This is a genomic window from Pseudomonas tremae (genome assembly GCF_023278125.1).
GTDB classification, from domain to species: Bacteria; Pseudomonadota; Gammaproteobacteria; order Pseudomonadales; family Pseudomonadaceae; genus Aquipseudomonas; species Aquipseudomonas tremae.
Window position 1 is genome coordinate 4,393,866 of sequence record NZ_CP066270.1, and the last position, 18,084, is coordinate 4,411,949.

Here is an 18,084-nt window from a genome sequence, read left to right on the forward strand (position 1 = left end):
TAGCCGACATTGATGCAACTCCCTATAATGCGCCCCCTATGGCTAAGCTCAAGAAAAATCCCACAGGGACCATCGCGCAGAACAAGAAGGCGCGTCACGATTACTTCATCGAACATAAGTTCGAGGCCGGTCTGGTCCTGGCTGGCTGGGAAGTAAAAAGCCTGCGTGCCACAAAGGTACAGCTGGTCGACAGTTACGTGCTGCTCAAGGACGGTGAGGCCTGGCTGATGGGTTGCCACATCACGCCGCTCAAGACTGCCAGCACGCACGTCATCGCTGACCCGACACGCACCCGCAAACTCCTGCTGAACCAGCGCGAGCTCGAAAAGCTCACCACCGCGGTTCAGCAGAAAGGCTATGCCTGCGTGGCCCTTTCCATTTACTGGAAGCAGCACCTGATCAAGTGCGAAATTGCTTTGGGTAAGGGTAAGAAGGAATACGACAAGCGCCACACCGAGCGCGAACGCGACTCGGACCGCGAGCTGCAACGCGCCGTTCGCTCCAAGGGCAAGGACGAATAAGTCCTGCGACGCGTCCAATGCCATGCCCGTGCATTGGACGCCTCTTCACCTCAGCATTGCCCCCTCCTCCGCTAACAATCCACATCCTCCTCGAAGATCGCCCCACTTTGGTGCCCGAACAGCCCTATGTGGCTTTTTCGCCCCTGTCCAAAAATAAAATAGAACGCCTGCGTTATGACACAGTCAATCCTTTAGGCCCAGCTGTAAAACGGGCTTTCAAAACCCTCGGGCGACGGCGTCAAAGACCGGCCACACCGAGTCCACAGGTTATAAGGAGAGACACATGAAGCGTACCGCCCTCACTGGATTGTTCTTCAGCGCTGCCCTGTTGGCTTCGCCGGTTTTCGCCGCCGATGATTTGTGTGCTGCGAACATCAAGACCATCGAAAATGCCCAGGCCTCTTCCGGCACCAACCTGAGCCCTGAAAACAAGACCATGCTCGAAACCACCGAGAAGAACGCCAAGGCCGCTCAAGCCCAGAACGACGAGAAAAAATGCGTCGAAATCACCACCAAGGTGATCACTTCGCTGAAAAACACTGGCTCGGGTAGCGAAGGCACTAAATAACACCGTCGATCAGGCTGGCTGTGCAGGCTGACCTGATCGATTGCAGCAAACGGGTCGACGTGGCACGCCAATCGGCGTACACTCCGCCCCAGCGATTGCGAAAGCAATCTCGGGGCCGATTTGGATTCGACGCCGGTGATGAAACTTTAGGTGCATGCCGAGTTGGTAACAGAACTCGTAAATCCACTGTTGCAACTTTCTATAGTTGCCAATGACGAAACCTACGGGGAATACGCTCTCGCCGCGTAAGCGGTGCTAGCCTTCCTTCTGGTAGCTTCGGCTCCAGCAATCATCAGGGGATGCCTGTAAACCCGAAATGATTGTCATATAGAACAGGATCGTCGCCTAGTACGTTGCGGACGAAGCGACTAAAACTTACGCAACTCGCCCAAAGCACCCTGCCCGTCGGGTCGCTGAGGGTTAACTTAATAGACACGGCTAAGCATGTAGTACCGACAGCGGAGTACTGGCGGACGGGGGTTCAAATCCCCCCGGCTCCACCATACAAGCGTTACAAATCAAGCACTTAGCGTTTACCGCAAGTGCTTTTTTTGTGCCTTTTTGGGCTGTTTTGGCTCAGTAATGCCAGCTTAATGACAGCTTGGACTTACTTCGCTGGTGCCGCTTCTGCGTTCCCACATGCCACGTGCTCCGCTGCGAGGACACCTCCATCGAGCCCGAGGCTTAGGAAGCTCAACGCCGAGATGCTTAAATGCATGGCTGCATTACCAGCGACGCTCAAGGCGAGACTTATTACTCTCTATGAGAGGAAATTGATAAAAGCCCAGCTAGGATTTTAATGCACACACGGACGCCGATCTTTTGTATGCATCTGGCGGAGGCATCTAGTAGGAAAATTTGTAGGCATCCGACGTGGGTATTCTGACTCTGCGTCGCACTGCCTGAACCACAGGGGAGCGGGAATCATCTAGCACAAGCCTTTCGATTGCCGCTGCCTTAAAGGTTTGGATTCCTTGAAATCACTTTTGACATAACATGGCATAAAGTTTAGCTTCCCAAATTATCCCCCCTTATCCCCCCGAACGCAGGAGCGATGAATGCCTTTATGGACAAGGATTCCCAGTTGGCTCGATATCGAGGCTCATGCAGAACGCCTATTTAGTACGCGCGGCCTAGGGGAGCGCGAAAGGGGCATGAATCCTCTCAGCCCACCCAGTTCCATAAATGTACCTAGTATTGATCTGATCTATCGCCGTGTCAGATGTGTCCGTCGAGCCTGTGATTTGGGCGAAAAAGAGGCCGCCAACAGTATTCTGGAACGCTTTTCTGAACTTGATATTCGAAGCATCCTCGATGAGATGATTAGCACAGTGGCCGACATGGCAATGATCATTATCGGCAGTGCGTTAACCGGCGCCACGATAGGTGGAGGAATCGGATTACTTGCAGGCGGCATCGGCGCGTTCCCTGGCGCGGCGGCAGGAGCCCTGGTCGGTGTGCAAGCGGGAACGTGGATTCTTGGCGTGCTGGGTCTGGCTTCGATTGCTGATTTTTTTACAGAGGGCCTGAAGCCGATAGCTAATGGCTATATTCGTGGAGTTTCCACCGCTTGGAACGGCCCTAGGGAGCGAACCGGTAATCCGTTAAGCTCCTTTTCCGACGACAGCATGGCAGCACAACAAGGTGCGTGGGATATTGCACGCTCTCATGAGGCCGTAGTGATTCTCCTGCTAAGCGCCATCGTTGCTTATCTGACGCGAGGTCGTGGAAGCGTAAGTGTGCTCGCAACCGAAATGCGAGGCAGCGAGCGAGGTGCAAAGCTTGGCCAGTGGATGATCAGGCATGAAGAAGACCTGAAACAGCATCCCGATTTGAAAGCGCCAGAGCCGCCTCGAGGCGCACTAAGTCACCAAGACACGGCGCCGCCGAATCGACCGTCCGGAAAAGACAAAGAGCCTCCCAAGGGGAAGCAGAACACCATGCCGCTCCATGAAGTCGAATGCTTCAAGGCTGACAAGATGCCAGCTTCCAAGATTGGGGAGTTCGAACGGCAGTTGAAGGGGCAAGAGGACGGGCTGAATCGGCTGACAGTTGATGAGTATTTGGCGAATATCGCTAATCCTATAAAACGTAGCAAAGCAGCTGCTACGATGGCTCGAAAAAAACTACAAACCGATCTTCAACAAAGATTTCAAGATGAATTTTCGCAAACTATGGACGTACTTGATGCAGAGGACGCGGCTATCAAAAAAACGAAGGAAGTGATGTCAAACCTTGCAGGGCTGCATAACCCTGACTTGAGTGCTGGCGGCAAGGACGTTATTTCGGACTTTGGTGACAAACAGGTAAATTCAAGTATTGGTCCGCAGTGGAGAAATAAAATAAAAAACTTAAAAAAAGAGGCTGAAAATGTGCCTGGGTCAATGCGAGAATCAACCTTTCTTAATGTAAAACTACATAAATGTTAATTAGTGAGGCCGCGTCAATGGACAGAGTATTCGCTAGATTTATAGAAAAGCTCGGCGGCCCTATTGATCGCCAAGAAGTACCAGTATCAAGTATCAACCGCTATCAAGGCAAGCTACCAAATTTACTCCTGGAGTATTGGGCCGAACACGGCTGGTGCGGTTACGGCGACGGAATCTTTTGGTTAGTAAATCCGCAGGAATATGAAGGTGTAGCGGCGTCCTGGATTGAAGGGACTGAATTTGAAAAACTCGATACTTACCACATAATCGCCCGTAGCGCTTTTGGCGACTTATATTTTTGGGGTGAAAAAACTGGCGCCTCCCTTAATATAACCAGCATCTTATCTAGATATATAGCATTCAACTCAGCGCTCGGATCAGAGCACATGGATAAACAGTTACAGAATTTCTTACTGACCAGAAGTAAAGATAATGACGATTATGGTGGACTTTTTGATTCTGCAAAGAAAAAGATCGGCGTCTTACGTCATGATGAGATGTATGGCTTTGTTCCGGCATTAATGCTTGGCGGGCCGGATACACTTGAGCATCTTGAAAAAGTAAAAGCTGTAGAGCATATAATCTTGCTTTCGCAGATTACAGAGCTTCAGCCTTATAGCTTTTGAGGTATTCATACGGGCGTACCGTCAGAGTACTTAAACCAATTATCACTGATGCGGCAGCAACTGATCGATTTCACTCGCCCGCTGCATCGGAAGTCGCGTGAGGAAATCTTTTAGATACGCATACGGATCATGGCCATTCAGCCACGCAGACTGGATCAAACTCATAATCGCCGCCGCCTGCTTGCCGCTACGCAATGATCCTACAAAAAACTACGAGCTTGGTAAAATAGGCTACATAACGGTGAACACCTACAACTCTATCGTAGATGAACAAGATCAGGTTTTTTTAAAAATGGATAGAAACGATCTGAACCAAGAAATAGTTGACTATCTTGTAGAGAGAGTCTACTTCCATGTTGGATTTGGCCGAAAGGCATTCGAGACCGTCAGCCTAGCTATTAGAGTCAGTTGGGATCTGGGGCTTGACGGTGACGACGCCAGTGACTTTATGGAGGACTTCTTCGAACACTTTGGCGTCGACCCTGGCGACTACGACCACTATCGTTACTTCAAGCCAGAAGGGACTGACATTTTCGTATTCTTCAGATCTAAAGATCGGCGCGCAAAGACGGCAATGACGCTAGGCATGTTGTATAAGGCAGCCCAGACCAAGGCATGGGACTGCGAAGCCCTTGAGAACATTAACTTTAGCACTTTACCACTTTACAATCGAACCGACGAAATCCCTATCGAGGATTTTAGCATAAACACTAGGTAATATCTATATTAGAGGATATTTGAGCAGAAAGCTAAGTAACTGACCTCTTGCAAAAGTGCAGCTCATGCTCGGTATAAACATTTAAACCTTGCGAATCCCAAACTGTGCGACCTTCACCGTGGAGTTCTGCGCCACGCCTGCTGCCAGGTACAGGCCCATGCGCGAGGTGATCACGGTTTCACTCAGGTCAATCGTGCCGCGCTGTGTTTCCAACGCCCCGGAAAAGCTGGCCGGCATGGTGAACGGTTCTTGGTACTTGTCCATCGACCGATAGTAGAACGTGGACGATGCGCCATTGACCGTCTTGGTGATGGTCAACTCAGCCTCCCAAGCCAGAATGCCGCGCGACGACCCCATGATTTCCACCGCCGACACCATTTCGATAACGTCGCCGGCCGCCAGGCTGGTCTGTACCACGTTGGCCGTGGGTTGCATGTAGATGTAGCCGCCCGCCGCCGCCATGTTGCCACGCAGCTCGATGCACTGCGCCTCACCATAGGCGGCAGGCTCCTTGAACCAGCGCGTGGTGATACCGGTCAGGCCAGAGCCCACAGCCTTGTGGCCGTCCGCCAGCACCGACCCGGCCACGGCATTCACGCCTGCCGGTAGCGTGCCGCCAGTGCCCGCCAGCAGCGGGTTGGCATTGAGGCAACCGAACGGGCGGATGGCCGAGTAAACGTCGCCAGCGTCCGTGGGCAGCGGGATGCCGGGGAATTCGAAATTCCCGGTGATGATCGGCACCACCCGCGAACTGATGAACTCGGCACCCAGGAGATTCGGGTGCAGGCCTTCAACGGTCATTGCCTCGGTGAAGCCGTCCCAGATGTTCACGACCGGCACGAACTGGCTGACGTAGCTCAACACCCAGTCTTTGTAAGCGATCGCATCGGCCAGCGCCTGTCCGGTCAGCGCCCTGCTACCGAAGCGCGGCGTACCAGTGCCGACGATCAGGTACTTGCCGGGCGTGTTCAGGAACGCGGTGACGATCTTCATCACGTTGGCTTTCGTGTCGGCCAGGCTCATACCTGCCGTGGTGCTGTCGTTGGTGCGCGACAGCAGCAGCCACAGGTCGGCAGTGGACGACGCAATACAGGCCGGAAGCCTGGCCAGAAACTGCCCGGTGTGGTCGCCGAGCTTGCCCTGGTTGTCGACGTAGCTCGGGAACAGGCCGGTACGCGCCGCGATCCAGCCCGCATAGCCATAGGCCTCGGTGCCAAACGCCGTCGCCGCGATGGTGTGGCAGTTGCCAGAGAAGCTATCGCCGAGCAGGCCCAGGCCACGCCTTATAGGTTGGCGGCGTGGAATCGGGTTGACCAGAAGGCTCATGCGTACACCTCAAACGCAGCGCCAGAAGCGGGCACGATGCGGATGGTCGCCGGCGGAAAGCTCAACTGATAGCCACCGTCTTTCCAGAACGTGTCGGTAGTGATCCAGTTATCACCGGCCTGGATCTGGACCGTCACCGAACCGCCGTTCGCCTTGACCGCCAACGTCACTTTCATCGTGCGGTCGTAGGTTTCTTGCTTCGTTGCTGTCTGCACAGTGCTTCCCCGGCGGCCTACGGCCTGGCTGAATTGGTGGTGTTGGATAGCTCTTCGACAAAGCGGTTACACGCCAGCCCGGCTATTCGGGATTGGTCATAAGCCTTTGCCAGCTCTCCCGCTCGCGCGTCAGCCCGGCCGAGCAGTTCGGAGAGCACCATGGCGGCGCGGCTGGCTGCCTTGCCTCGTTCGGCAGCGCCGGTATCGCCGGGGGCGCAACTTGAGGTAGCTGCCAGCTTTCCGGCTTCGACGCGCAGCCGGTCGCCAGCAGCGTCAGCGACAGCAGCATCAGTAAGCGCAGCGGTCTGTTCTTGTCTTGCATCGTTTGCCACCTGGTTGGCCGCTTTCTGGCGGCGTTGCTCTTCGGTTCGGTACTCGGTGGTCGTGGTGGCCACCTCTTCGGATTGGGTGCTGACTTCCTCGGCCCACTTCGCCTTCCAGGCCAGATCGGTGACGGTCACGCCGTGCAGGTATGCCCCGTACAACGCACCGGCCAGCGCCAGCAGGATCAGCAGCAGGCCGACTGCCTTCCACGGCAGGGCCTTCACGCCAGCACCTCAAGCGCTCGGGCGTACAGCTCCTGCCGATCAGCCAGGCCATTCGTGCCGCCGTTGATACGACGGGTGATCGTCAGAAAATCGCCCTTGTCGGCCAGCGTGTTGAGAGCGGCCCGGTGCCAGAACCACGCCGCCGACATCGCGGCGTGCTGGGCCAGCTCGAGCAATTCTGGATGGTCGATCAGCTCCAGGCCGAGCGCTTCGCCGCAATCTTCGTAATTGGCTCTGCCCGTCACTTGGATCAGGCCACGGCCACGGTATTTCGAGCCGTCCCCCGCAACGGTGTTGCCAAGGTCCTTGCGGCCCTCGTACCCCAACTGCTGCGTAGTCGGCCCCCAAATCTCGCGGACGTAATGCAGCTGACCGGACTCATGGCCGACCTGGGCGATGAACGCCGCGATGCGCAGCTGCGTAACGATCTGGTACTTGCTCATCGCTGTGTTGAGGACGGGTGCAAAAACGCCGGTTTTCTGGCCGGCGTTCGGGAGGATCTGCAGTAGTTGCTGCGCAGTGGTCGGCATTTGGGTTTCTCCAGGCAAAAAAATACCCGCTCAATGGCGGGGTGCGGGTGTTGCTGTGCAGGTGTTACGCGGCGGCAGGTTCTGGGGCCGGCTGGGCCGCGGCCTTGAGTGCAATCACCTCGGCGCGCAGCTCTTTGACAGCGCCCATCAGATCGGTGATCAAGGCCATCGGGTCGAGCTGCTGGATGCGTGCGTTGCCGCTTTCGTCGACGCCGTCCTTCTCGCCGGTCACGGCCAGGGGGTTTACCGCCTGCGCCTCATGCGCGATCAAGCCTTGATAGGTCGTGCCATCGCCTCGGAAGACTGCGCCGAACACCTTACGCTGGTAGTTAACGATTCTGTAGGCGTCGATGCGATCAAGGTATGACGGCACTTTTGCATCGGTGATGTACTTCTTGAACCGGTAGTCAGACCCGAACAGCGTCATGGTCCCGACGTAGGTGTTGTCGATCCACACGTCTACATTTGAGCCGGTCCAGTTGTAGTTATAGACCGTACCGCCGCGACCGGCGCTCAGACCCGCCCGGCACCAAGTGCCCGCCGATGCCAGTCGCCCGGTGACTTCATATGCCCCCTGCAAGGTCAATATGCCTGCAGCAGAGTTTATAAGCCTGACGTCAAAGTCAGCGGCTGATTTGTTGTAATGGAAGTCGATGTAGGGATTTGAGTTGCTGAGTTCAATCCCGGCAAAGGTCGGGGCTGAATCCGTCCCTATGCCCAATGAATTTCGGGCTGTCGCCTGAGTAGTCCCCCCAGTGCCGCCATACGCGATGGCGATAGGCGCTCCGCTAACAACAAGATATGGCACGGTTAGGGTGCCGTCGTAGGCGTAAGTAAGCGGAGGTCCACCCTGCGAGTTGTCTGCGTTCACCGATCGCCAGCTAAAGCCGCCGGCGCCACCTCCCCGGTTGCATATGAAATTCATGCTGCCGGAGAAGTTTTCCCCATTCCAGCCGATATAGCCGCCTTGGACATTGAATCCGACTGCGGTACTGGAGTATGCCATCGAGCCAACTCGCGGATTACCGTAAAGCTCTGCGAAGTTCTGATTGATTTTATTAAAAGCGACAGTTGCAGGCTCACCTCGCTTGCCATTCGCCTGGACGGTCGATTGGTCAATTACTTGTCTTGCCATGACGACACCTAATGTTTGAGTAAAAACCAGTAGACCTAATTACCAGGGACACCGAACAAAGCAGTCCAGCTATAAGACTGATACGCGATTGCGTCATCATCCGCGGTGTAGGTCACCATCAAAAGTTTGTTTGGAAACTCAGCAGTTATACATATCGACATCTGCTGTAGTCGATTGGTAAAGCTCAGCAACCCCGTCATGGAGTTTGCCAGGAAGTAAGCCGTTGCAGGTTCCGGGTAGCCAACTGTGTAGATCAGCACGTTGTGAGAAATGCGTCCTGCGGGTTGAAAGTTGGCGGTCTGTTGCAGAAATTTCACCAGGCGCCAGCCGCTGTCGTACACGATCTGATTCGTCTGTCGGTTTCGAATACGTACACCAACCGTTGCACCTGAGGGGCCGGGAGTTTTGGCGGCGCTGAACCACTGCCCTGACTTCGCCCCGTAAGTGACTTGGCTATCAACCTGAAGTCCCCCAAGACCGATGCTGAACCCGGTCCACGCGCCGGGCTGGCCCTCGACTTGAAAACAACTCATAAACGTCACCGACTGGAGTTTCAAAAACACCAATGGCGCTTCTTGCGTGGTAACGACCTTGGCAAAATTGATCACATGCCGGTTGTAAAACGCGTCCGTGTTGTAAAGGTAGGGATCGGGATTGTTCGCAGCCAAAGCTTGAAGATTTGCGCCGCTGAACGTGCCTTCTTCAAGAACGACGTAGCACGGCGCTGAATCATCGATCTGAACCTGGCCCTGTGAGCCGCGGATTCTGATGCCGTTACTCATGTGTACTTCACCACAATAAGTCTCCACGTTCGTGCTGTGTAGTTCAGGCCCACGAGCCAGTTCACGGTATCTTGGGAAATGCTCACTCGGGGCATCATTGGTCTGTTGCGGCTTACATCCTGCGAATACGTCCGGTTATTGCCCCAGTTATCCACCGTGGTAGGAAACAAAAATGCACCGTAGTTCGTAGCGTCAATCCCCGGAACGCTGTAGGAGCCGCTCCCGGAAATGGTGATGTTTAGTTCCTGGACGATTTTTACGGTGTAGTCCGCAAGGTCTAGCCGAAGCGCGCCCGTAGCAGGATCTCTGATCCTGAACCCAAGCATTACGACAACTGCCCGATTTCAATCACCAGCACCCCGGTCTGCTCGTCCCAATAGCGATCGTAGTTGGCAGTCTCTTCACGGCGCATGCCGTTTCCTCCGCTGTTGCGTTCCATCAAACCCGTCTGGAAGTCAATTTTCAGGACCGGTTTTCCGTTCGGCGCCAGCGCTTTGGACGTAATGGTCATGCCCAGCACCAGCTCCTGGATAAAGGCTTTGTTGATCACCGCATCGTTGATGAAGACCTGATTGCCTTGGGTCACCAGCAGCGGCTTCACCGCCCCGCTAACGTTCGGGTCGAAAATGGCCACCCGACTTGCGGCCAGCAGGATCTGCGACGTAACAACGCCTTTGTCGTTCTCCACTCCTACGCCCAGCGAAGCCAGGTAGGTGTAGCCGTCGACCGAGACCTGGGTCTTGATCGAGCTCATCGCCGACAGACCACCATCAATTTTGGCTTGCGCGCGGCTGATCGTAGACACTGCGGCACTCGTCTCGCCCAACTGCACCTGCGTGCTATCCACCCGCTGACCCAATGCGCTGTCCGCAGTGGCGCGAGCTGTCTGCTCGGACACCAGAGCGGCGTTCGTCTGGCCGACCTGCGCAAGCGTCGTATCTATGCGTTGGGACAAGGCCGAGTCCGCTGTAGCGCGTGCGATCTGCTCGGTCAGCAGCGAAGCATTGGTATTGCCAATACTGGCAACGACCAGATCCGTGCGCTGCGCCTGTGCGAGATTCGCCTCGGCCGACACCGACTGGATCGTCACGGTGCCGGCATAGACCGTTTCCTCGCCGATGTTCCAGGCGTCGTCACCTGTGAGGTCAGGATTGATCTGCACCGTGACGCCGTCCACTTTCTGAGCGGTTGCCGAAAGGTCAGTGCCGATCTGCTGGACCGCACTCTTCAGCGAGCTAAGGCCTTTCGCGTTTGCAGTCAGGCCCGTGTCAGGGTCGGTGATCTTGGTGTTGACGGCATTGATCCGTTCGGCCTGAGCGGTAATGTCCTTGCCGGTCTGAACGATGTCGGTGCGGTTCCTCTCGACCTGCGATGCCAGTGCATTGGCCGTCTGCAGCAGGGTGCCAATATCTTGCCAGTAGGTAGCGTTGGGGGGTGCGCTCGCGCCGGACGCATCCGTAGGCACATCCTTGCGCGCCTGATACAGGCTCTGGCCTTGCCGAACGATCTGACCCGTTTTGTAGCCACCTACCTTGTCCTTGTCGTACACCAGCGCGTCGGTTACGTCGGCGATCAGGCTTTCCATTTCCGTCTTCACGTCATTGATCCGGTCGTTCACCGAGCCCTTACCATTGCTGGTGATCAGCTCGATCTTGTCACGCACAAGATCGCTCAACTCGGTTTCACCGATCTGGCCACCGATGACATCCATGATCTCGCCCACATTGCTGGACGTTGACGCCACGACGAACAGGAAGTCGCTTTTGCCATAAGCATTCGAAGCGCGCACGTAGTAGAAATAGTTGGTCGCGAATGCCAGCCCCGTGTGAGTGAACGACAGCCCTTGGCCCAAATACGTGGCGTTGGCTGCCGACGTGTCGCGCTTGGTGCTGTAGAAATACTCATAGGTGCCACCGTTGAGGTGGTACAGCACGTTGCCGGGTACCAATGTGATGCTGTTGAACGACGAATAGATCACGCATGTTTCCGGTACCGGCGGACCGTCGACATTGATGTTGATGGATGCCTCGCCAGACCTGGCCAATGGGCCGCGCGCCGACACGCTCAAACTGTACATGCCCGACGGCAAGCCATTGATGCTTTGCTGCACGCCAGGTGCTGGAACGGTGTGTGCCTGAATGACACGGTTGCCTTGGCGCACCACCACGCTGCATTCGGTGACGATACCCGCTGGCATGGTCCAGGACAGCGTGCCTTGCACCACCTCGGCGCTGCTATCGGACATCCACATCAGGCCTGTCGGCGTGCCCAGCCCGCCAGTGGGTAAGCTGATAAAGCCCAGCGGGTTGTAAGGCTCGCCCACGGCGTCGTCGAATATTTGCTGGTCGTATTGGGAGACAGAAACCGAGCACGCTTCTTTGGCCCCCATGGCCCAATCCGTGACGATGAACTCTCCCAGTATGTTCAACGTAGGGAGGTTGACCCGCACTACGCGGCCTGGGCGGCAGTTGTAGCCAGCGAAGTTCATGGGAATCGTCAGCGAACCGCCCGCCCGGCGCCTACGTAGCTCGATGTTGGCCAGACGCTGTGGCTGGTAAGGATCATTGACGTATGAGAAAGACAGCGTTTCTGCGGCTTCGCCGCCATCTTCGGCCACCCACTCCTCTACACTAACTTCGGGATAATCGGTTTCAGTCCACGATTGGCTTGGATCAATGAACGTACCGCGCACGGTGTTGATTGCTGCGTCGTTGCCCGGTTCAGTCGTGCCGCTGATAGTACCGACCACCATGTCTTCAGTGATCTCGAAGTCATAGGGGCCGTAGTAGGCGCCTACCTGCAGCATCCACCGACCGCCTACACGAATCAGTTTTCCTCCGCAGGCAGCCTCTAATTTCTGTTGCACCTGAGTACGTGGCTCATCGGCGCCGATCACGCACCCGGTGCGGTACCGAATACCGCCTGTGCCATCGGCGTTGATCACGGCCTCGTCGCAGACGTTTGCACCGCTGGCAAATGACTGCATGATGATCTCGTCATCGGGCACACCGCAGCGGTTGCGCAGGTACCACAACAAATGAAGCGCCGTGTTCTCCGTAAATGCATTCTTGCCGGTGCGCGGGTCGTACACGTCCACATCGCCCCGTACTTGAAAGCGCACGTCAGGGATGCCGGAGGGAAACTTCTCGGCGCTGTAGCGCAGCGAGAGGCGAACATAGGAAAGCCCTCTGCCAATTTGGCTGTCCTTCCAATCCGGGCAGTTGGCCTTCAGGAAGGTGTTCACCTGAGTAGGGTCGACCACCAGTTCATAGCTGACAGAGTCGCCAAAGTCTGTGATCGGTTGCTCGCCCAGGAATACGGCGTCAATGCCCGCGATCCGGCCTTCCGCCAGCACATACACCATGTGAATCCATTCGCCCTCACCCTGGGCACCGGCCTGTTCTTGAGCCCAAACCAACACACCACCGGTGCTCGCTTTGCCGAGAATGAACCGCACAGGTGCCTTGGATGAGCGCACAGTCTGCGCGGCGGGCTCGCTGTTGCGCACCGAGGAACCGGTGCTGAGCTTTTCTTGCTGCTGCGAGGCATAGAACGCCAACGCTGCGCCAGCGACAGCGCCCCACGGACCGCCCTGCGCAAAGCCAACGGCGGCCCCAACTACCACCTGGGCGACTTTCTTGACCGCTCCTGCCATTACTCAATTCTCCAGGCCACCAGCGGCGCGCACTCAATGCGGCAAACGCCATCCTCTGCCACCGACCAGTAGTCGTTGGCCCAGTAAACCGCCACGCTGCGCCCCAGCGGTGAGTCGTACAGCACCACGTCGCCACGCTGGACGAACATCAGCTCGATACGTTTGAAGCAGGCATCCCATGCGCCCTCGAGGCTGCCGCTCACGCGCTTGAGTTGCCGCTTGGCGCCCGCTTCGGTTTTGTACTTGCCGCGATACGGCTTGGCCGGGTCGAGTCCGCACACCGCCACCGCGCAGTCGGCGGCAAACAAGCAGCAGTCGAATTCTCCCCACGAAAAAGGCCGCCCTTGGGCAGCCTTGATTGCATCGTTCAAACGTGTGGTCCAGTCGCGGTACCGCATCGCTAATCCCCGTATGTGAAGGCCGGTGCGTCCTTGGTGGCGCCCCAGTAGATGGGCCACTCGGACATCTGTGCAATGGCGTAGAAAAACCGGTCGCCTTCATGACGCGCACGATGGTTCTCGTCGGTCCAGCGCTCGGTACCCGTTCGGCTCCACTCGGCCATGCGATCGATGATCGGCACGGTGATGCTGTTGCCCTCCTGGCCGTTACCTGCAAAAGCAAACCGGGCCGCATCCATACGACCGGAAAATAGAATGTCAGCGGCGTAGTTGCCGGCCTGATCAAATACCACGAACAGCAATCGCGCCCGGCGCCCCCGGCTGCCACGCACGTTGGTTTCTGCCAGAATCGATGAGTCCAGACCGTTCAATTTCACTTCCACCGACATGGGCGAGCCTGAGTTATTCGTTTCCTGAGACTGCCCCACCTCGCCGAACTGCCCGACGCCGTCATAGGTGATGCCATCGATCACCAGTTGCCCGGTGCCGGTGTGGGCAAACACGCTGCCGCTGGCAAAGTCCAGCTGGCATGCGTACACCACCATGAAGTTGCCTTGCGCGATGATGTCGATGACTCGTTGGCTGAATGGAAATACCGTCGCCATCAGAAGGCCTCCCGGAACTGCAGGGTGCTGTTTGAAACTACCGGTTGGATGACCACCTGATGGGTGTCTACGACGCGACGCATTTCCGAGTAGGGGTTGCGATACTCCACTGGAGTGCCCGCTGTGAGCGCGCGCCGGATGCGCTTGTTGAGCGACACCTGCACCCTGCCCTGCGCAGTTGAACTTGCATCCTGCACCACCTCGAACATCTCTCCGCCGACGGTGATGTAGTCACCTGTCGAAAAGACCTTGGTGCTGGGTGTCACGCCACCAATGATCATCAGCGTGGCTTGCGCGGCGCTGGACACCACCACCGCAGCACCAATATCGTCCTGTCGAGTGCGGGTAAAGGCTGGAATCCTCACCGTCCCGAACATGCCCTGAAGCCGGCCGATCAATGAGGTGAGCTGTCGCTCATCCTCGTCAAACAGCACTCCAAAGGTCATCGTGCACATCCAGTAAGCGCCAGGGTAGCCAACGACCTGCTGGGCGTTGGACAGTGTCGAGGTGAAAGCCTGGTTGTTGTACGTGACGCCCCATGCCGTTTCCGTAGGCTCAAGTGATTCAGGCCAGTCGAGCGCCATGGTGACTCCTTACGATAGTTGTCAGCGGTTGATCAGTTGACGGGCTGCCCCGTTATTTTTGAAGTCATTCAGCACCATCTGGTACGCCGCTTGTGCACCTTCCTGCGCTGCACGCCTGACCTCGGCCCTTGATACAGCGTCAGCGTTGCCCTGAAAGGTGAAATGCTGGACGACGCTGCCAACTGCCGTAGTAGCGGTCGACGCAGGTGTGATCCCCGCGTCGCTGCCCACCATGCGAACGCCCAATGAGCCGTCGGCCGCACGCGTTAGGGGCATGATCGCCTCAGGCCCTGCCTCACCCGCCATGCCTGTTTTGCCGCCAGCCATACCGAACAACGTCGGTGTGTTGACGATAGAATTGGTGAAGGCGGCGCCCTTGGCGAACTTCTGCACACCTCGATCCCAAACGCCGCCGTCAGCCTGAAATACCGAGGCGATACTCGATCCCCAGCCACTGCTGGCAACAGCCGACACGCCGCCGACCAGCGCCTTGCGCACCTGGATTCGGATCAAGTCATCAACGATGGAGTCAGCCAGGCTTTTGAACGACAGCTTTCCGGTTTTGACGAACCCGGTCAGAACGTCCTCGGCGCCGTCGAACGCGTCAGAAATCAGCGACTGGGTCTGTCCGGCGATATTGGCAACGTCGTCTCGATAGTTCTGCCACGCAGCACTCGCACCCTTTGACCAGTCGCTTTGCGCCTGATCCACCTTTTGCCAGCCGTCCTGCATGACCTGCACTTGCCTGGCACCATATTTCTCCGTGAGCGCAATCTGCGTTTCCAGTGTCTGGCGTTGCGTGTCCGTGGTGGCGGTAGCCAGCTCGGTGCGCAAGGCCAGCACCTTGTTGTTGGTGTCCTGCTCCAGCGACAGGCGAGCCTGCGCCCGCTCGGCCTCTTTGCTGCCCATACCGACCGCCGAGGCCGCCTGTCCATATGATGCGCTGGCGAGCGAGAGCTGACGCTGCAGGTCGGCCTCGTACTTCATGGCTTCAGCCATCCCGTTGGCGGACGCTACGGTCTGGTCATATTGCTGTTTCAGCCACTGCAGGCCTTGGCCGTACTCTTCAGTTGAAATCTTCCCGGACTTGTAAAGCAGCCGCAGTTCGTCTGTTTTTTTCGTCTGCTCGTCCGCCGCAGCGCTGACCGGATCGAAGCTTTCCTTGAGCTTGGCGTAAGCGTCAGCCGCAGTTTTGAGCTGCTGCTCAAGCTTGTTCTGGGCCTCTTTATGTTTTTGCGCTGACTCTGTCGCAGACTTGTCCGCGTCCTTCTGGGCGTCGTAGGCCTTGGCGGTATCGCGAATCTGCTTTGCGAGCGCGCCCTGCGGATCAATCTTGTTCTCGGTAATGAAGCGGTCGGCTTCCTCGAGCTTGGTCTTGTCCTTGAGCGCATGAATCTGCTTGTCGAGGGTCTGTTGATAATTCTTGCCGGCGTTCTCGGCGGCAATATCGACGTCGGTCTTGTCCTTCGTGCTCTTGGTACTGCCATCGAGCTGCTTGGTGTACAACGCCTGACGAGCCGCCAGGAGGTTGGTATTGACGTCCAAGGTGCTGACGGCTTCGGACTGTTTGACCCAACCGTCCAGCTGTTTCTGCGGAATGCCAAGCTGTTGGCCAATCTTGAGAATCGTGTCGGACAGCGGCTGCCCGGCCTTTCTGGCCTCGTCCATGCTGCTCGCCAATGTCGCGAACTGTTTGCCGCCGGCTTCGCTGGAGCGCGGGCCGATGAGCGCCCGCTGCATCGATGTGCGCAGCCCCTCGAACGCATCCGCCGCTTCCTTGGCCGAGTCGCGTTGCTGCTCGGAGATCCGCACCAGTGCGCCCTGCTGCTGGTCGCGGGTCAGCTGAGCAAACTCCTTGCGCACTTCCTCTACCGACCGCTTCAGGTCGTTCACGTCGGTGCGCGCGGTCTGGGCGTTGGACCCCATGGCCAGGAAGGCCACGCCGACACCAATCGCCAGCGCCGCAATACCAGCCGGACCGCCCAGCAGTGCCAACAGAGAAGAACTCGCCCGCGCCAGCACGTTCTTGGCAGCAGCGGCCTGAGCCTGCGCTGCAGCGTTCGCTGTTGTTGCCGCCGTGTCGCGCGCCATAGCGGTCGAAGATGCAGCGGTTGCAATTGTCAGCCGCTGGGTAGCGGCCGCCGCAGCTGTTTTGGCAGCGGCCAGCTCAACGTCAACGGCTGCCAGCGCAGAGGTATACCGCACCTCTTCAGCAGTGCCGACGGCCAGACGCGCCTGATAAGCAAGCGCTTGACGAGAGGCCTGCAGCTGAGCAAGCCGGGCGATTGTTTCCGCTTCTACCGCCTGAGCAGCGGAGTACGCCGCAACTGATTCGCGCAGCTTGGCCGCAGCGGACGCTGCCGATGCCGCCGTTTCCTCGGCTTTGGCAATAGCCGAAGTCTTGGTGGCGGCGATATTGGTCAGCGTCGCCTTGGTAGCCGCTGCAGATGACGTCACCGCATCAATGGCGAACTTGGCGAAGGCCGCCGCCATCTTGCCGCCCAGCGCCGCGACCAGCACATCCACATTCTCGGCCAGAAAGCTGATGATCTCCCCGAGTCGTTGGGCGCCACCGTTGTCGCGCAGCTCTTGCAGACCCTTGGTGACGCTTTCGATACCTGGCAGCAGTCCAATGGTGATCTGGTTGGCCGCTCCGGCAAAGGAAGCCTTCAGCCCGGAAATGGCCTGCCCCGCAGAAACCAAGCGGTCGATGTTGAATCCGGAAATGACATTGCCAGTACGGTCGGCCTGATCACCCCACTCCTTGAACCCTTTGCCATTGTTACGCAGCAGTGGAATCAAGGCCGTGGTTTCGTCAGCCATCGCCTCCATGTAGGTCGTCATCTGCTGCTGATTCAGCCCGGCCTTTTCCAGCGAGGTGTAGTAAAGCTGTAAGGCTTGTGGCCCGGACAGGTTGGCGAACTGGCCAGCGGTGACCCCGATCTTCGGGGCGATCTCCTTGAAGAAATCAGACATCTCGCCGCCGCCGCGCTGCAGAAACTCGCCGACGCGGTCGTTGGTGTCTTTCAGGATGTCGCCCAGTTTGTCCTGCTCAACGCCGACAGTTTTTGCGCCATAAGCCATGCGCTGGAAGTCTTCGACCGTGGTGTTCGATAGCGCGGAAAGGTTCTTGACCTCTTTGGCGTAATCGATCGTGCTGGTCGTCAGCGCCACCAAACCAGCGATCGAGCCCGCTGCGGCCAGGTTACCGGCGCCAATCTGATCGAACACCGAGGTCACTGCACGCCCCACAGTCTGGGCACTCGCGTTCACTCGGTCGAAAGCGTTGTCGATCCTTCCCAGGCTTTGATCGATGTTATGAGCAGTGCTCGACACCGAACCTTCCGAGCGAGTCAGTTCCTGCCGCAGCTGCGCCGTGGTGGCTTCGATGCGGACAAGCATGCCTTGGACGTCGGTATCGGCCACGTGTAGGACTCCGGAAAA

16 protein-coding genes, 1 other RNA gene and 1 pseudogene are annotated in these 18,084 nt (G+C 57.3%); 6 read left to right on the forward strand and 12 right to left on the reverse strand.

Translation table 11 applies throughout. The annotated features are described in order from the left end of the window. The first annotated feature begins 38 nt into the window (after positions 1-38). The 5 genes from smpB to I9H09_RS19905 all read left to right on the forward strand — a co-directional run bounded on the left by smpB (position 39) and on the right by I9H09_RS19905 (position 4,144). Positions 39-521 carry an SsrA-binding protein SmpB gene (gene smpB / locus I9H09_RS19885; protein ID WP_005888957.1) on the forward strand — a complete coding sequence of 161 codons (483 nt, stop codon included), beginning with the start codon at positions 39-41 and terminating at the stop codon, positions 519-521. Between the two features lie 283 nt (positions 522-804). Next, positions 805-1,089 carry a potassium-transporting ATPase subunit C gene (locus I9H09_RS19890; protein WP_005888956.1) on the forward strand — a complete coding sequence of 95 codons (285 nt, stop codon included), beginning with the start codon at positions 805-807 and terminating at the stop codon, positions 1,087-1,089. 111 nt (positions 1,090-1,200) lie between these two features. Continuing rightward, positions 1,201-1,592: a transfer-messenger RNA gene (gene ssrA, locus I9H09_RS19895) on the forward strand. A 555-nt stretch (positions 1,593-2,147) separates the two neighbouring features. Next, on the forward strand, positions 2,148-3,518 hold the full coding sequence (locus I9H09_RS19900; RefSeq protein ID WP_024668777.1) for a DUF6861 domain-containing protein: 1,371 nt from the start codon (positions 2,148-2,150) through the stop codon (positions 3,516-3,518). 17 nt (positions 3,519-3,535) lie between these two features. Then, positions 3,536-4,144, forward strand: coding sequence for a GAD-like domain-containing protein (locus I9H09_RS19905; protein WP_024668776.1), 609 nt, complete (start codon positions 3,536-3,538; stop codon positions 4,142-4,144). Between the two features lie 42 nt (positions 4,145-4,186). Here the strand turns inward: I9H09_RS19905 and I9H09_RS19910 are convergent. Beyond that, positions 4,187-4,351 (reverse strand): annotated as a pseudogene (locus I9H09_RS19910) (transposase domain-containing protein); the annotation flags it as partial. 85 nt (positions 4,352-4,436) lie between these two features. On the opposite strand from I9H09_RS19910, the gene I9H09_RS19915 reads away from it, so the two are divergent. Continuing rightward, the gene (locus I9H09_RS19915; RefSeq protein ID WP_032618292.1) at positions 4,437-4,862 is read left to right on the forward strand and encodes a DUF1493 family protein; all 426 of its coding nucleotides are present in this window, start codon (positions 4,437-4,439) and stop codon (positions 4,860-4,862) included. An 81-nt stretch (positions 4,863-4,943) separates the two neighbouring features. Here I9H09_RS19915 and I9H09_RS19920 read toward each other — a convergent pair whose 3' ends face one another. The 11 genes from I9H09_RS19920 to I9H09_RS19970 form a co-directional block, all read right to left on the reverse strand. Next, on the reverse strand, positions 4,944-6,188 hold the full coding sequence (locus I9H09_RS19920; protein WP_236502326.1) for an SGNH/GDSL hydrolase family protein: 1,245 nt from the start codon (positions 6,186-6,188) through the stop codon (positions 4,944-4,946). Continuing rightward, complete coding sequence (locus I9H09_RS19925) at positions 6,185-6,364, reverse strand: hypothetical protein (RefSeq protein WP_032618345.1); 180 nt, start codon at positions 6,362-6,364, stop codon at positions 6,185-6,187. Before I9H09_RS19925 ends, I9H09_RS19920 begins: the two co-directional genes overlap by 4 nt. A 56-nt stretch (positions 6,365-6,420) precedes the next feature. Then, complete coding sequence (locus I9H09_RS19930) at positions 6,421-6,951, reverse strand: DUF2514 domain-containing protein (RefSeq protein ID WP_122267793.1); 531 nt, start codon at positions 6,949-6,951, stop codon at positions 6,421-6,423. Further along, positions 6,948-7,481, reverse strand: coding sequence for a glycoside hydrolase family 19 protein (locus I9H09_RS19935; protein WP_236502327.1), 534 nt, complete (start codon positions 7,479-7,481; stop codon positions 6,948-6,950). Before I9H09_RS19935 ends, I9H09_RS19930 begins: the two co-directional genes overlap by 4 nt. Before the next feature lie 64 nt (positions 7,482-7,545). Then, complete coding sequence (locus tag I9H09_RS19940; RefSeq protein WP_235662903.1) at positions 7,546-8,616, reverse strand: tail fiber domain-containing protein; 1,071 nt, start codon at positions 8,614-8,616, stop codon at positions 7,546-7,548. A gap of 35 nt (positions 8,617-8,651) precedes the next feature. Next, positions 8,652-9,398, reverse strand: a complete 747-nt coding sequence (locus I9H09_RS19945) for a hypothetical protein (protein ID WP_122346325.1) — start codon at positions 9,396-9,398, stop codon at positions 8,652-8,654. A 325-nt stretch (positions 9,399-9,723) separates the two neighbouring features. Beyond that, on the reverse strand, positions 9,724-13,053 hold the full coding sequence (locus tag I9H09_RS19950) for a phage tail tip fiber protein (RefSeq protein ID WP_236502328.1): 3,330 nt from the start codon (positions 13,051-13,053) through the stop codon (positions 9,724-9,726). Continuing rightward, positions 13,053-13,451, reverse strand: a complete 399-nt coding sequence (locus tag I9H09_RS19955) for a DUF6950 family protein (protein WP_122346328.1) — start codon at positions 13,449-13,451, stop codon at positions 13,053-13,055. The genes I9H09_RS19950 and I9H09_RS19955 overlap by 1 nt, the downstream gene beginning before the upstream one ends. 2 nt (positions 13,452-13,453) lie before the next feature. Further along, positions 13,454-14,056: a hypothetical protein gene (locus I9H09_RS19960; protein WP_122291635.1), complete on the reverse strand. Its 603-nt coding sequence runs from the start codon at positions 14,054-14,056 to the stop codon at positions 13,454-13,456. Continuing rightward, complete coding sequence (locus tag I9H09_RS19965) at positions 14,056-14,640, reverse strand: hypothetical protein (RefSeq protein WP_122346329.1); 585 nt, start codon at positions 14,638-14,640, stop codon at positions 14,056-14,058. The genes I9H09_RS19960 and I9H09_RS19965 overlap by 1 nt, the downstream gene beginning before the upstream one ends. Before the next feature lie 21 nt (positions 14,641-14,661). After that, positions 14,662-18,066, reverse strand: a complete 3,405-nt coding sequence (locus tag I9H09_RS19970) for a phage tail tape measure protein (protein WP_236502329.1) — start codon at positions 18,064-18,066, stop codon at positions 14,662-14,664. Positions 18,067-18,084 lie beyond the last annotated feature (18 nt).